The 12959-nt window shown below is 57.7% G+C and carries 17 protein-coding genes; 9 read left to right on the forward strand and 8 right to left on the reverse strand.

What is annotated here, in order from left to right:
* The first annotated feature begins 105 nt into the window (after positions 1-105).
* Entirely contained in the window at positions 106-477 is a 372-nt protein-coding gene (locus H261_RS24665; RefSeq protein WP_152426615.1) for a DUF6626 family protein, read from the forward strand.
* 287 nt (positions 478-764) lie between these two features.
* Here H261_RS24665 and H261_RS23720 read toward each other — a convergent pair whose 3' ends face one another.
* A complete protein-coding gene (locus H261_RS23720; RefSeq protein ID WP_081608826.1) occupies positions 765-986 on the reverse strand; it encodes a hypothetical protein in 222 nt (73 codons plus the stop codon).
* A gap of 117 nt (positions 987-1103) precedes the next feature.
* Here H261_RS23720 and H261_RS23140 point away from each other — a divergent pair, with 117 nt between their 5' ends.
* Both H261_RS23140 and H261_RS24670 read left to right on the forward strand, forming a co-directional pair.
* Positions 1104-1556: a hypothetical protein gene (locus tag H261_RS23140; protein ID WP_152426616.1), complete on the forward strand. Its 453-nt coding sequence runs from the start codon at positions 1104-1106 to the stop codon at positions 1554-1556.
* 65 nt (positions 1557-1621) lie between these two features.
* Positions 1622-1915 (forward strand): hypothetical protein, encoded by a 294-nt coding sequence (locus tag H261_RS24670; protein WP_008613129.1) that lies wholly within the window; start codon positions 1622-1624, stop codon positions 1913-1915.
* A gap of 35 nt (positions 1916-1950) precedes the next feature.
* On the opposite strand, the gene H261_RS00540 is transcribed toward H261_RS24670, so the two are convergent.
* From H261_RS00540 to H261_RS00545, 3 genes are all read right to left on the reverse strand, one after another.
* Positions 1951-2223 (reverse strand): hypothetical protein, encoded by a 273-nt coding sequence (locus tag H261_RS00540; RefSeq protein ID WP_008613131.1) that lies wholly within the window; start codon positions 2221-2223, stop codon positions 1951-1953.
* An 87-nt stretch (positions 2224-2310) separates the two neighbouring features.
* Positions 2311-2586, reverse strand: a complete 276-nt coding sequence (locus tag H261_RS24675) for a hypothetical protein (RefSeq protein ID WP_041039077.1) — start codon at positions 2584-2586, stop codon at positions 2311-2313.
* 456 nt (positions 2587-3042) lie between these two features.
* Positions 3043-3564 (reverse strand): hypothetical protein, encoded by a 522-nt coding sequence (locus tag H261_RS00545; RefSeq protein ID WP_008613132.1) that lies wholly within the window; start codon positions 3562-3564, stop codon positions 3043-3045.
* Positions 3565-3949: 385 nt separating this feature from the next.
* On the opposite strand from H261_RS00545, the gene H261_RS26460 reads away from it, so the two are divergent.
* From H261_RS26460 to H261_RS00565, 4 genes are read left to right on the forward strand one after another with little or no spacing between them, the layout of a single operon-like run.
* Positions 3950-5554, forward strand: coding sequence for a serine protease (locus H261_RS26460; RefSeq protein WP_040475530.1), 1605 nt, complete (start codon positions 3950-3952; stop codon positions 5552-5554).
* 1 nt (position 5555) lies between these two features.
* Complete coding sequence (locus H261_RS00555; RefSeq protein WP_008613138.1) at positions 5556-6371, forward strand: DUF4384 domain-containing protein; 816 nt, start codon at positions 5556-5558, stop codon at positions 6369-6371.
* Positions 6368-7606: a tetratricopeptide repeat protein gene (locus H261_RS00560; RefSeq protein ID WP_008613140.1), complete on the forward strand. Its 1239-nt coding sequence runs from the start codon at positions 6368-6370 to the stop codon at positions 7604-7606. The genes H261_RS00555 and H261_RS00560 overlap by 4 nt, the downstream gene beginning before the upstream one ends.
* Positions 7603-8238 carry a hypothetical protein gene (locus H261_RS00565; protein ID WP_008613141.1) on the forward strand — a complete coding sequence of 212 codons (636 nt, stop codon included), beginning with the start codon at positions 7603-7605 and terminating at the stop codon, positions 8236-8238. Before H261_RS00560 ends, H261_RS00565 begins: the two co-directional genes overlap by 4 nt.
* 17 nt (positions 8239-8255) lie before the next feature.
* Here H261_RS00565 and H261_RS00570 read toward each other — a convergent pair whose 3' ends face one another.
* The 3 genes from H261_RS00570 to H261_RS00580 all read right to left on the reverse strand — a co-directional run bounded on the left by H261_RS00570 (position 8256) and on the right by H261_RS00580 (position 9495).
* Positions 8256-8633, reverse strand: a complete 378-nt coding sequence (locus tag H261_RS00570; protein WP_008613142.1) for a DUF5615 family PIN-like protein — start codon at positions 8631-8633, stop codon at positions 8256-8258.
* Positions 8615-8848 (reverse strand): DUF433 domain-containing protein, encoded by a 234-nt coding sequence (locus H261_RS00575; protein WP_161624992.1) that lies wholly within the window; start codon positions 8846-8848, stop codon positions 8615-8617. The genes H261_RS00570 and H261_RS00575 overlap by 19 nt, the downstream gene beginning before the upstream one ends.
* A gap of 437 nt (positions 8849-9285) precedes the next feature.
* Positions 9286-9495, reverse strand: a complete 210-nt coding sequence (locus tag H261_RS00580; RefSeq protein WP_008613144.1) for a hypothetical protein — start codon at positions 9493-9495, stop codon at positions 9286-9288.
* Between the two features lie 277 nt (positions 9496-9772).
* Between H261_RS00580 and H261_RS25295 the strand changes: the two genes are divergently transcribed.
* Positions 9773-11833 (forward strand): caspase family protein, encoded by a 2061-nt coding sequence (locus H261_RS25295; protein ID WP_161624993.1) that lies wholly within the window; start codon positions 9773-9775, stop codon positions 11831-11833.
* Between the two features lie 65 nt (positions 11834-11898).
* Positions 11899-12321 (forward strand): hypothetical protein, encoded by a 423-nt coding sequence (locus tag H261_RS00590; protein WP_152426617.1) that lies wholly within the window; start codon positions 11899-11901, stop codon positions 12319-12321.
* A gap of 4 nt (positions 12322-12325) precedes the next feature.
* Here H261_RS00590 and H261_RS00595 read toward each other — a convergent pair whose 3' ends face one another.
* Positions 12326-12910: a phospholipase D family nuclease gene (locus H261_RS00595; RefSeq protein WP_235062831.1), complete on the reverse strand. Its 585-nt coding sequence runs from the start codon at positions 12908-12910 to the stop codon at positions 12326-12328.
* Between the last annotated feature and the right edge of the window lie 49 nt (positions 12911-12959).

Here is a 12959-nt window from a genome sequence, read left to right on the forward strand (position 1 = left end):
GTTGAGAGTCTCAACTTTTGTCGGGACGTCGATTGATAAACATGAACCCGAATTATCACCTCCTTGATAAATAGATCATAAACCTATTTGAGAAGGAGGAGTGCTATGGCGAATATTAATTTTAACAACGTTACGAACAGATTGAAGGCTGCTGGCAAAATTAAATCTGAAGCCGATATGGGGAACCTATTTGGGAAAGGTCAGTCCTATGTTTCATCCAGAAAATCCAAAAATCGACCACCGTCACTTGATGCGCTGACCCATTTGGCTTTCAATCTGGAGCAGGACATCCAAGAATTTCAGGATGAAGCACGTGAGGGATTGGCATCGGTGGAGGAATGGGAATCCGCCAGCATCTTGTGGGAACTCCAGAACGAGGTGTTCGCCGTCATCAGGGAAACGGTGCAACGGGACCGTCCCGAGGTATTCGACCGCCATCCCGAATTGAAGCGGTTCATCTCTTGGATCAAGGACTGATCAGATTCCAGCAAGATTCCCGGGAATCTTCCCATCCGTTTTCGACGACCAAAATCCCTAACGAAACTCCTCTAGATAGTAGTTTCGTCTGGGATTTTTTCGGAGCACCGAGGGCAATCACCTGCGGAAACTCCTGCAACACCAGATGGTTAGCTTGGTCATGGGGCAGAAACCCACCAGGGAAGCCCACCAATGGCTCGTTTGATCTGGCTGGTGGGATTGGGCATTCCTACCAGAGAAGCCCCGTATGGGCTTCTAAATGGCGTTCCTCGCCATCGAGGAGAAATTCATCCCTTGTCCGATTGGGACATGAGGGCGGCAAGATCACTCTGGGTTTTGATCATCTTGGTCCGTTGCCCATTGATCTGTTCCCGCTTCTTCGCCAATGCAGCCTGCTGTTTCAAACGTTTGGCTTGATCTGCTTTCGCATCTGCCTGTTTTGACAAATTACCAGATAGGGTGTTAGCTGGTTGATCTTCTGTAATCGACATAAATTCGTGGTATCTCATCTGATTGCCTCCATAATTGTGCTCAGCAGTATTTATATTTTATCAGGTAAATAGAGCTGGACTGATATTTATGATCGCGTTACTGGTCGCTTCAGGACAACATTACTGGAGATTACCATGAACCTTTCTGAATTGAAGTTCAGCACCGATAAGCGTCCCACTCCTGCCTTTCGTGCCAATCCCACCGAGAAGGCTCGGAGTGCCGTTCTTGCCAGCATTGCCGTTCAACGCACCCTGCTGAATTCGGAACGCACTGGCACTGCCCACAACATCACCAAGACCATCAAAACCCTCGATGAACAGGGCAATGTCATCACCAACACGGTGCAGCGGAAGCCCCGCAAATGGTGGTTCACGAATCCGCAGGGCGTGTTCCTGATCGAGGTTCTGTTTGGTGGTCAGCCCATCGCCATCAACGGCAAGCAGACTGCCATTGAAGCCGGAGACCTTGATGGGGTGGAGAAGGTGCTGACCATCATTGCCACCGCCGTTGGTGCTGGCGAGTTGGACAAGGTTCTGGCTGATGCCAAATCCAAGCGGAAGGCTGGTCGCCCCAAGAAGGCGTCCTGATGCTTCCCCACGATTCCCACCTTCCCCTTTTGAATAATTGGGTGAAGGTGGGAGGAGGAATTCCAATGAGCCGCCAAATTTCAATCCATACCGCATACGAAGGGACCATCACCTTCAAGGATGCCATCAATGGCAAGGCGATTGGCTATGCTGGCTGGGCGGGCTTCATTGCCAGCATCATCCATACGCAGGGTTGGCGGGCATATGGTTCGCCATCCCAAGAAGGGGGCTACTTCATTGCCCTTCAGCATCCCCATATTCCCGAAGAACTTCCCATCGACCCAGGCTTTCATGGATGGCATAGACTTCAACTGGACGACCTGCTGGATTTTGCAGGTGATGATGGGCTGGTGATGTAGGCGGGTTCAGCGACCCAACGGGACTGCCGCCAATTCTACCCTTGCTTTGATTTTGACGTGTTTTTGACCGCCTTGTGATTTAGCGAATCGCTTATCACCTGACGCATTGTTGCCAACTCTGCCTCCGAAGGTTCTAAGTCCTTCATCGTAAAGGGACGATTATTTTTCAGGGCATCCCTAATCATTTTTTTGGATTCGTCAGGATGAAGGAATGCGACAAAGGGAACTTCTCCGAATTGTTCCTCATACTTGTCGATTAACTCCGCCTCTTCGCCATCCATCGTCATAAATTCATCATCGATCTGCATTTCGCCACCCATCTATGAGCGATTGCCACCGCCCCACCTGTTGGACAGAAGCAGGATAGATCCAAGCCGAGATGATGTCAGCAGGGTTCAGCGACCCAACGGGACTGCCGCCAGTTCAACTTCTCCACCAGCACCAAATTGGGTCTGCATCACGGCGAAGGCGTATCGTTCCCCATCGGTGGGACGCCTCGCAGTCAATTTGGCAACTTCATCGGGAGTCGGGTCACGATAGCCAGCCTGCCCATTCAGCGGCATCGCCAGAAAGCCAGAAGCGTTTTTGACCGCTGAACGGAAGTCACCCGCCCGAACCATACAGAAGGGCTTATGGTTATAATCCACAGCAAACAGCACACGAACAGCCATCGGTTCCTCCTCTCAAATTCAATGGGCTTATGTTCACTATTTGTTCCATTGTGGTCAAGTAGAAAGAATCTTTAGGTGTCGCTGTCCAATGGTCGGATTGTTCGCTGGAAGTGCGTCTAAAACAGGGGTAGAATTTGGCATTAAACGCGTATCAATACACAAGCGATACACACGAACAACCGACAATGAAATTAATCAACAAATACAATGACATAGCAGACAATACAACCCCTCCGAAGGCAGAGGTCGTAGGTTCGAATCCTACCGGTTGCGCCAATTTATCTATATTTTTCAGTATGCTATGTCGCGCCCCCAGGGGGCGGGGCCAACCATATTGTCTTGCGTCCCCAATGCGCCCCCAAAGTCTGCATCCATGGTCACTTTGGTCGCCCGACGTGACAGCTAAACTCTATCGCCTTGACCCAAGGGCAATCTCGTTCAACGGATCAACGCTGATCACTCGCAGTCCTGGTCATGCTGATCCAGCCAACAACGAATCTCATCCGGCGCTTGGCGCGGACCCACTTGGCACAGCATGACTGGAACTTCGCCCCACTCGTCGGCGACATCAAGCAAATGATCGCCGTCTTGGATTTGGACACCACCGACCATCACCGCATAAGTCGCGTTGTCAGTCATCTCAAAGCGGCACGCAAAATCCTCTATGTCGCCAGAGTCTATGTAGAACGTAACCTTGGCTGGAAATCGGTCTTCCAGTGCTCGTGGAGTGCTATCAGATGGATGCAGAGTTGCTCTAATTATCGAAATATCATCTTGCTCGGTTGTCCAGACCGTGAAAGCCCCATATCCAAGACTGCTATGAAACACCGCCTCCAAATGTTTGGAGGTAACCTCCCCCCCGCCATTGTCGGTCACCTCGAGTTGGCCACGACACCCTGCCAAAACGCTTTGTAGGAACTGGTAGCCCTCTGCATCTGCGGCTATGGTGATGTGCCAAGGGTATCGTTCCCGCAGCATTTTCAATCTTCTCTCAATGGCGGCTCCGGGGCTATTGCGCCAATGCCTAACGGATAATCTTCTGCTCATCATAAACCTCCTATTATATTCATACTTTGCTATGTTACGGAGCCACGTCTTCTTGAAAAGTGATGCACTTTCTATCGCCACACCACATCAATGGTTATTTATGCAGTCGCGCAATTCCATTGTCCGCAGCGTAAGCTTTTGACTCTTTATAGAGTTTGAGAGGAAGGCAGGATGTGGGGAGGCACATCCAGGTAGCCGACAAAGGCGGGGCTCAAAAATTGTTTCGGAAAAAATCTGATTGCCTCCGTCTTATGGATTAACGAATCACCCATGCTATCGTTTCGTGCGGTGGATCGATCCAGACGGGGGTATGGGTATGTTCTTCACACGGAAGACGGTTGGGCTGGCGGTTGGCATTCTTGCCCTGAGTGGAATTGCCCTTGCTGCTCCCGAGTCCAACCCCATCCCCTCCATGGAACTGGCTCGGAGCCTGATCGACGCAGAACAGTTCGAGCAGGCTGTCGCCATCCTCAAGCAACTCGATGCCGGTGAGGCCAGCACTTCCGCCCAGATCGACCTTCTGTTCGGACGCATCTACCTCTCCATCGGCAAACCGGCCAAGGCTCTGGGGTTCTTTGAGGAGGCGTCTTTCGCGTCCCTGGACGGGGAAGCCGAAGCCTATCTGGGATTGGCCGAAGCCGATCTCGCCCTTGGTGATCTTGCCAAGGCCCGGCGCAATGCGACCCTGGCGTTAAAAAGCGATCCCGATCTGATCGCTGCCCATCTGGTGCTGGCCCGCGCCGATCAACGCATTGGCAAAGCTGCCGAAGCTGCCACCCGATTGCGCCAACTCCAACGGGACCGCGAGAACTCCGAGGATGTCGCCATCACCCTCGCCCGTTTCCTGGCCCAACAGGACGGTCCCACCGCCGGTATCGCGGAACTGGAGCGGTTCGCCCGCCAAGTCCCAACTTCCGCCGGGGCTTACGATGTACTCGGGCAGATGATTTGGGCAACCGGACGCAAGGCCGAAGCAGTTCAAGCACGAGACACTGCCCGTCAACTCTATCTGGATCGCGGTCAGATCGGTCGTTCCGAAGCCATGGCGGCATGGATCAAGGTGGTCGATCCCCAGGGCAAATGGAAAGCCCAAGAGGCGACGGTCGAGGAGCCGAGCAAGCCGATTCCACCAGAGCCTCAAAAGACAATTCCGCCCAAAGAACCCCCGCCCCCCAAGGCTCAACCTCGGCCACCGGTCGAAGCCGCCCCGGCACCACCACCACCGCCCCGTAAGGTCACCCAGGCGGTGGCCCTGGCCCAACCCGAGCCGTTCCCCTTCGCCCCCGGCAGCCCGATCCTGACCGGCAGCGGCGTGGTGCTGGAAGGTGGCCGCCAGATCATCACCAATCGGCATGTGGTCGAGGGCATCACCACCCTCTATGTGCGCAACGGCACCGGCCATGTCCGCAAGGCCCGCATCGCCAAGGTCTCAAATGAGGATGATCTGGCCCTGCTGGAAATCGACAAAGCGTTCCCAGAAGGGGCGGTCACCCCGATTGCCGATATCGTCCAACCCACCGCTGGCCGCGCCGCCATCGTCATGGGCTATCCCCTGATCAGCCTGCTGGGAGACGAGCAACCGGCCCTGACCGAAGGTATCGTCGCCAAGGCCGCCGGGTTGGGCAATGACCCCAACACATTCCAGATGACCACCAAGATCAACAAGGGCAATTCCGGCGGCCCGGTATTCGACAAGCGCGGCCATCTGCTGGGCGTGGCGGTCGGCAAGACCGACAGTGCCGCCGTCTATCAGAAGACCGGCACCCAGATGGAAGACATGAATATCGGCATCAAGGGTGGACGCATCCTGGCCTTCCTGGGCAAGACCGCCGCCGCCGTATCCACCCCGCCCGAAATGAGTCTGGAAGACCTGTATCAGCAGATGCTTCCCCGCGCCGTTCTGATCGTCGGGCAGAAGTGAGATGAAGAAGAGCGTCCTCATCATCGGCCTGATCGCCCTTCCGCCTCAGTCGGCCTCCGCCGAATGGGTGCGGGCCTCCGGCAGCTACATCTTCCCGCCGGTGATGACCGAGGCCGAAGCCTGCCAGCAGGCGGAAACCCGCGCCCGCGCCGATGCCGTGCGTCAGGTGACCGGGGAAACCCTGTCGTCGGAAGAGGCCATGCGCTGCACCGAGCAGGGCGACGAAGCCGAATGCGCCCGCAATTCGACGGTCTGGACCATGGTGGGTGGCGACATCCGCTCCATCCGCGACCGCAAGGTCGAAACCATGGTCGAGGTTGAAACCTTCCGCAAATGCGTGGTGTCGTTTGAGGCCGATGTTCATGTGGCCGAGGGTAGGCCCGACCCCAATTTCGATGTCGGCGTGGCACTCAACAACACGGTCTATCGCGACGGCGAGAATCTGAACGTCACCCTGAAGCCGTCCCAGCCCATGGCGGTGCAAATTTTCCAGTGGCTGCCCTATGAAAAGGGCGACACCCAGGTAGGGCGCATCTTCCCGAACCAATTCGACGCAGCCGACCGCATCGCCAAATCGGTCACCATTCCCACCGAGGCCGGTGCCAAACGCTACGATCTGAAGGTGAGCTTCCCCTCCGGTCAGCCATCGAGCCGCAAGATGGTGGACGAATACCTGATGGTGGTCGCCACCAAGAAGCCCATGGCGCTGCGCGACAGCTATTCCTTGGACGACTTCAACCGGGTGGTGGCCGAGATTCCCCAGGGGGATCGCCGCATCGTGCGTCGGCTCTACAATATCGTGCGGGGGACCGAATGAGCGCCGCCCGCACCCTGCCGGTCGTTCTCGCCCTGGCCGCCGCCACCGGCTGCGCCAGTCCCACCTACGTCAACAAAGGTGCTGACGAAATTGGCTGGCTGGGCATGAACGAGGTCACCTTCCAGGTCCACGATTCTTACAAGGCCAATCCGCCCGATTGCGTCGCCATCCTGCCGCTGACCATCAAAACGCCGTCCCAGCCCATGGCAACCCCCGAGGATGCCGCTAAGGTTCGGCTATCGCTCTATGCCCACCTCTCCATCCAATCCAAGCGCGGGGTTCGGTTGAAACGGATCGACCATGTGCTGGATCAGGTCAAGGGCAACCGCAAGGCGCTGGCCGAGCAGATCAAGTGCGGCACCATCCTGGAAGGCGAGATCACCGAATATGGCACCACCTTCCTCGCCCTGTATTCCCGCGTTGCTGTTGGGGTCGATCTGAAGATGGTTCGCGCCGCCGATGGCATGGTGTTGTGGGAAGGCCATCACACTGCCGCCAGCCATGGCGGCTCCATCCCCCTCGATCCGGTCGGTGTCGCCATGGGGGTGCTTGATGCCGCCAGCAACATCCGTGACGAACAGATTTTGCGGGTGACCGATGATCTTGCCCGCCGTCTGGTCTCTACCATTCCCGACAACGCTGTGGTGGCGCTGGATGACCCGGTGAACGAGCCGCCGAAGCCGATCCAGCAAGCTGCCCTGGTCGATGATCTGGCAATGGCGGAACGGCTGCTGGCCGAAGGCGATCATGCCGGTGCCTTGGCCGCTGCTGATCATGTCCTGGCCGCCGATCCCAACCGGTCGGGGGCTTGGTTCCTCAAGGGCCGGGTGCTGATGCTGGATCAGGATTACACCCAGGCAGAACCCGCCATCCTGAAGGCGGTGGCGTTGGATCGTGGCAATACCCGATACCTGAACGCCCTGGGGGCGGTGAATGCCGCCAAAGGGGCGAATGACCGGGCGCTGGCCGCCTATGGCATGGCGATCTCCGCCGATTCGGCCAACGGCTTCGCTTGGTACAACAGCGCCGTCATCCATTTCAACGCGGGCCATCCGACCGAGGCGGCGGATGCCTTCTATGGCGCGGGATTGGCCTATCTCAAGACCGGCGACTACGCCAAGGCCGAACGCGCCCTCACCGATCTCAAGGACATCGCCCAATCCGGCGTCCCGGTGCAGTCCAAGATCAGGACCATCGAGGGTGCCCTTACCGATCTGACCAGGAGGAAGACATGAACCGTTCCGCCCTCTGCGCCATCCTGGGCGCATTGACCCTCGCCGCTTGCGCCGGTCCCCAGCCCGGATCACCGGCCTGGACCGCGAGCCAAGAACAGAAGAAGCAGGAAGTCCGCGCCGAGACGGTCAAGGCGTCGGTCGATGACCTGCCGTCCTGGTATGCCAGCCCGCCGAATGACGAGTTCTCCATCTATGCACCCGGCACCGCCACCTCCACCGACCTCCAGTTCGCCGAGGACAAGGCTGTTCTGGGGGCCAAGCGGTCCCTGGCCGACCGCATCAACAGCAAGCTGTCGTCCAAGATGAAGGAGTTCCTGTCGGAGTCCGGCGCGGGTGAGAACACCCAGGTCATGGCGGAAAGCGAGCGGGTGACCAGCAACCTGATCACCGAGGTTAACCTGTCCGGCTACGCCATCACCGAAAAGAAGTTCGTCCCCGCCGGGCAGCAATATCGCGCCTATGTCCTGCTGCAATATCCGCTGGGCAGCGCCAACCGCATCCTGGTCGATCAGGTCAACAAGAACAGCCTGCTGCAAGGCAAGGTCCGGGCGTCAAAGGCGTTTCAGGACTTGGAGAGGGACATCCAGGATGCCCGGAAAGGGGCCGGTGTGGACTCCGCCAGGAAGGAATAGTTCCTATGCCGTCGCCATCACTCCATCGGCCAATCGCGGATTTCCACCGATCCGTCCGAAAAGACCTCGACGATCCGGTTGACCAGATCGGCCATGGCCTCGACCTCATCCAGCACGGCGGCGAACAGCCGGACCTGGACCTCGGCCGGAATTCCGCCGGGAACAATGATTACCAGCCCGGCATGGATGTTCTCCCTGGCGTAAAGCTTCAGGAAATCCTTGGCGTTGTTGGTGACGAAGACAAAACCCTCGTGGCGGATGATGGGCAGCAGGTCACGGTCGGCGGTCCCCGTCAGTCCCCGGAACACCACATGGCTGGCGTCATACCCCCTGGCATGGGCCAAGGCCACCAGATCGGGCGACAGGCATTCGTCGATCAGGAATGGATCGCGCATGGCGGACGCCCCGCCTTTTCCCAGGCGAGGCAGGCGTCGATGCCATCGGCGGGCAATGACGGGTACGACCGGAAAATATCGAAGCGGCTTTTGCCCGTCCGCACTTCCGCCAGGACAGTATCGGCGGGAATGCGCGTCCCCGCCACCACCGGCACCCCGCCCAGAATGCCGTCGTCGCTGACCACCATGGCCGCTACCTGTTTACCGGTCGCCATGACCATCCTCCTGAAACTTCCTGGAAATATGGTCCCGGTCATTTCGGTTCGCAACGGAAATTGGTGCAGGGGTTCGAGTCGGCATTCCCGCATCGTGCATTGGGACGCCGAGGCGGGCGAACATGGCGTGGAGATCGAGGGCGAGATCGTGGCGCTGCTTCAGGCCGGGACAAACAAAAACGCCGCAGCTTTTGAGGCTGCGGCGAATTCGTTCAAGTTGGTTGCGGGGGCACGCCACCATTTGCCGCGAACATCGCTCAGGAAGCCTAAGTTGATTGCGGGGACTTCATGCAGCTTTGGATATAGAAATCAACGTCAGTTACGTCCCACTTGCCCGCATCGCTAGATCGGGCAATCAGCCCCGACCTGTTGCCGCTTGTCCGCGAGGTATATGTACGGTGTAAGCGACCAGCACATAGCCTCTCACACTCGGGCATTCAAGCCATCCAATGCTGATCTGCGTCGCCTCGAATTTCGTAGATGCGTCGGCGGATTGCCCCTGCGGCCTTATCGGCTTCCTGGAATTCGGGCGAGTCCATGCCCTTGGCGATGCAAACGGCGCCAGCTTGGCTTACGGCGGCAACATACTCCGCATAGAGTTGCCGCAACACTTCCCCTTCCTCGGGGCTGATAACGGTTCTGGTCACGCCTTTCCTCCGTCCGATGCATTCCGCTAAGCATAAAGGAGGCGAGGCAGATTTCCGATCCAAATCCGACGGGGAATGGCAGAAAAATTCTTGGCAAAAATCCTTCCCACGTCCGTCTTATGGCCTAACAGGTGGCCATGCTATCGTTTCGGGCAGGAGGCTATCCAGAGGGGAATGGAAATGTTCAATATACGCAAGGCTGGCCGTATTGTCAGGGTAAATACCGACCTCAAAGAGAGACTTATGTTCAATGCTTGGGCGGAAAGGGGATAGCGCAATGGGACCGGTGACGAAGTTGTCGGCGATGGCTGCCGCCGTGCTCCTATGCCTGACCGCGATGGCATCGGCCCAGTCAGTTGAGGATGCAGTGGCCGCCTCTTCGCGCGGTGATTATACGACGGCTCTCAGTGTTCTACGGTCACTGGCTGAGCAGGGAAATACCGAGGCGCAGAGTATCCTTGGAGCCTACTACGCTAACGGTCTGGGAGTTTCCCAGGATTACGCCGAGGCTATGCGCTGGTATCGCAAGGCAGCTGAGCAGGGAAATACCATGGCGCAGGTCGACCTTGGAAACGGGTACGCTAGCGGCTCAGGAGTCCCCAAAAATTTTACCGAGGCTTATAAGTGGTATCGGAGAGCAGCAGAACAAGGAATTGCGGCAGCCCAATTCAATCTCGGAATTTTGCTCGCTTGGGACCAAGGAACACCTCAGGAACACATTGAAGCAGTCAGTTGGTTCCGCAAAGCAGCCAGCCAGGGGCTTGCTCATGCTCAATACAGCCTAGGTCAAATGTACGCCATTGGCCGAGGCGTTCCCCAGGACTTTGCCGAAACTGTTAAATGGTATCGCAAAGCCGCTGAACAGGGGCTTGTCGAGGCGCAAGGTAGCCTTGGAGCCATGTACGCCCTGGGTAAAGGAACAACCCAGGATTACGCCGAAAGTGTTAAATGGTACCGCAAAGCCGCTGAACAGGGGTTCGTGGACGCCCAACTCAGCCTCGGTCAAATGTACGCCTTTGGCGGAGCCATTCCCCAAGATTTTGTGCTGGCTCATATGTGGTTCAACCTTGCCGCAGCTAATGGCAATCAAGAAGCGGTAAAGAATAGGGATCATACAGCCAAATTCATGAACCCAGCCCAGTTGACCGAGGCCCAGAAGCTTGCCCGGGAGTGGAAGCCAAAAACCCTATCTGGCCCTTGGGAAAAATTCGCCCAAGCTGGAGCCGCCAATCCTTTCGATCAGTTCGACCCTCCGAAAGTTGCTGCCCCTCCCAAAGCCCACGCTGGAGCAGCCCCAACTCTATCGGTCAAGCCTGTTGCCACAACCCCATCCTCCACCATCGATGTGGCCGGGAACGTTTCCAGCAAGGGGCGGATCACCTCCCTCCAGATCGATGGCACGGATGTGCCTCTTCAGTCCGGTGGCGGGTTCTCCGTGCGCCGGGGCATTCCTTTGGGGGAGAGCGTAATCCGACTGGTTGCGACTGACGAGTGGGGGCAGTCAGCCGAAGCCACAGTGAAGGTGACGCGTATCACCGCGTCCACTGAAACGACGCTGGCAAGATTGTCTCCAGGTCACCTCAACGGCAAGTCTCGCCCCAACGCCATCGCCCTAATTATCGGCATCGAGCATTACAAGAGCGCCCCGCCCGCCGAATTCGCCGAAAACGACGCCCGCCGGTTCTACGACTACGCCACCAGTGCCCTGGGGGTTCCGGCGTCGCGGGTCAAGCTGCTGACTGGAGCCGATGCTCAGCGGGTGGATGTGGAGGCCGCCATTCTGACATGGCTGAAGCCGCAGGTGGTCAGGGGCCAGACCGAGGTGTTCCTCTTCTTCTCCGGCCATGGCCTCGCTTCCGACGACGGCAAGGATTTGTACCTGCTGCCCCAGGACGGCAATCGCGCGCTGCTGGATCGCTCTGCCCTGCGCCGCAAGGAACTGATCGACATGATCGTGGACAGTGGGGCTAAATCGGCCACCTTGTTCCTCGACACCTGCTATTCCGGCGGAACGCGGGGCAAGGAGACTCTGGTTTCCTCCGCTCGTCCGATCCTGGTGGCGGCCAAGGAGCAGACGGTGCCTGCCAATGTCACGATCCTGGCCGCAGCCGGGAACGACCAGTTGTCCAGTTCGCTGACCCAGGCCAAGCATGGGCTGTTCAGCTACTTCCTGATGAAGGGCCTGGAGGGCGACGCCGCCGGTCCCGACCGAACCATCACCGCCGCCAAGCTGGAAGCCTATCTTGCCGAGAAGATTCCCGCCGAGGCCGCCAAGCTGGGCCGCACCCAGACGCCTCAGTTGATCGGCGACGGTAATCGGGTGGTCTCATCATGGTGAGGACGAGACGACGCACACATCAAGAGAGGGCGCGCCGTCGCCCCTGCATTTAGAGGCGGATGGAAATGGTATATCTGATCGGACTCATCGTAATTTCTCCGCTCTGGGGAATGCTCTCAACTCAGCTGTTCCTCCAGTCCTGGCTGTCTTTCATCAATCTCGGCATATGCCTCATCGGCTTCATCCGAGGCAAGACCGCCCGTCGCGACAACCTGATCGGAATCGGAGTTTGCTTGTTGTCCGTGGCGCTGTTCTCGGCGGGCCTCTGGCTCGGGCAGTGGATTCTTGCCGAGCACTCCCCCTTTGGACAAACTCAGTCTGAAAATGTCGTGTATTGGGTATTCTGCGCCATCTCGGCGCTTTTCATGGTTCCCCAGATGCTGAAGCGGATCGGAAAGTCATGGAAGCAAGCCACCGTCCCCGGCGAGCGCGAAAGTGATTACTTCAAGAATCGCGCCAAGATGGCTCAGAATGACGCAGGACGATGAAAGCCTATTGGCCCGGCCTGTTCACCAGTATGCCTTGATTGTTCGCAAGATTCTGCTGTGGGGATAGCGCCGTTGAATGCGCTCCGTGCTCTCGCCAATTCGCTCTGTACCGATGGGCTAACGCATTGTCGCTGATTACCAACACATTCTCCGCATTCCGGTCCTGGGCAGCTTGGCTGAAGTTAAATGACCCGGTAATAACTCGGCTCTGGTCGATGACCATGATCTTGTTGTGGGCGATGGCATGGGCGCGGTCGATGAAGACGGGGACCCCAGCCTCTTTCAGGGCTTTGGCCGCCAAAGCCCCTTTCTTCTCGCATTCACCCCGGTCCTTGCAGACGTTGCTCTTGTCCAGAATCACCTGGACATCGACGCCGCGGCGCTTGGCATCGGCCAATGCCGTCACGATATCGGGGCTGGTGAACGAATATGCCTGGACCAGCACTTGACGCCGGGCACTGGCGATCTGATCCACGATCAGGTCAGTGCAGGCCTCGCCGGGGGTGAAGCAGACGCCAATGATCTCGGTCGCTGCGGCAGGAGATGCCGACAAGCTCAGGATCATTGCGAAAAGGACGCTATGCTTCACCGGGTGGCCTCAACGGCTGAGATGACCTCATAAGCCGTTAGACGAGCAC

This window comes from Paramagnetospirillum caucaseum (assembly GCF_000342045.1).
Taxonomy (GTDB): domain Bacteria; phylum Pseudomonadota; class Alphaproteobacteria; order Rhodospirillales; family Magnetospirillaceae; genus Phaeospirillum; species Phaeospirillum caucaseum.

What these genes read in the sequence shown, in the direction of transcription:
- H261_RS24675 (WP_041039077.1), bottom strand. Translation starts at nt 2,586, where the DNA reads ATGGCTGTTCGTGTGCTGTTTGCTGTGGATTATAACCATAAGCCCTTC.
- H261_RS25295 (WP_161624993.1), top strand. Translation starts at nt 9,773, where the DNA reads ATGGGACCGGTGACGAAGTTGTCGGCGATGGCTGCCGCCGTGCTCCTA.
- H261_RS00555 (WP_008613138.1), top strand. Translation starts at nt 5,556, where the DNA reads ATGAAGAAGAGCGTCCTCATCATCGGCCTGATCGCCCTTCCGCCTCAG.
- H261_RS23720 (WP_081608826.1), bottom strand. Translation starts at nt 986, where the DNA reads ATGAGATACCACGAATTTATGTCGATTACAGAAGATCAACCAGCTAAC.
- H261_RS00560 (WP_008613140.1), top strand. Translation starts at nt 6,368, where the DNA reads ATGAGCGCCGCCCGCACCCTGCCGGTCGTTCTCGCCCTGGCCGCCGCC.
- H261_RS00590 (WP_152426617.1), top strand. Translation starts at nt 11,899, where the DNA reads ATGGTATATCTGATCGGACTCATCGTAATTTCTCCGCTCTGGGGAATG.
- H261_RS00575 (WP_161624992.1), bottom strand. Translation starts at nt 8,848, where the DNA reads ATGGCGACCGGTAAACAGGTAGCGGCCATGGTGGTCAGCGACGACGGC.
- H261_RS00540 (WP_008613131.1), bottom strand. Translation starts at nt 2,223, where the DNA reads ATGCAGATCGATGATGAATTTATGACGATGGATGGCGAAGAGGCGGAG.
- H261_RS23140 (WP_152426616.1), top strand. Translation starts at nt 1,104, where the DNA reads ATGAACCTTTCTGAATTGAAGTTCAGCACCGATAAGCGTCCCACTCCT.
- H261_RS24670 (WP_008613129.1), top strand. Translation starts at nt 1,622, where the DNA reads ATGAGCCGCCAAATTTCAATCCATACCGCATACGAAGGGACCATCACC.
- H261_RS00545 (WP_008613132.1), bottom strand. Translation starts at nt 3,564, where the DNA reads ATGCTGCGGGAACGATACCCTTGGCACATCACCATAGCCGCAGATGCA.
- H261_RS24665 (WP_152426615.1), top strand. Translation starts at nt 106, where the DNA reads ATGGCGAATATTAATTTTAACAACGTTACGAACAGATTGAAGGCTGCT.
- H261_RS00570 (WP_008613142.1), bottom strand. Translation starts at nt 8,633, where the DNA reads ATGCGCGATCCATTCCTGATCGACGAATGCCTGTCGCCCGATCTGGTG.
- H261_RS26460 (WP_040475530.1), top strand. Translation starts at nt 3,950, where the DNA reads ATGTTCTTCACACGGAAGACGGTTGGGCTGGCGGTTGGCATTCTTGCC.
- H261_RS00565 (WP_008613141.1), top strand. Translation starts at nt 7,603, where the DNA reads ATGAACCGTTCCGCCCTCTGCGCCATCCTGGGCGCATTGACCCTCGCC.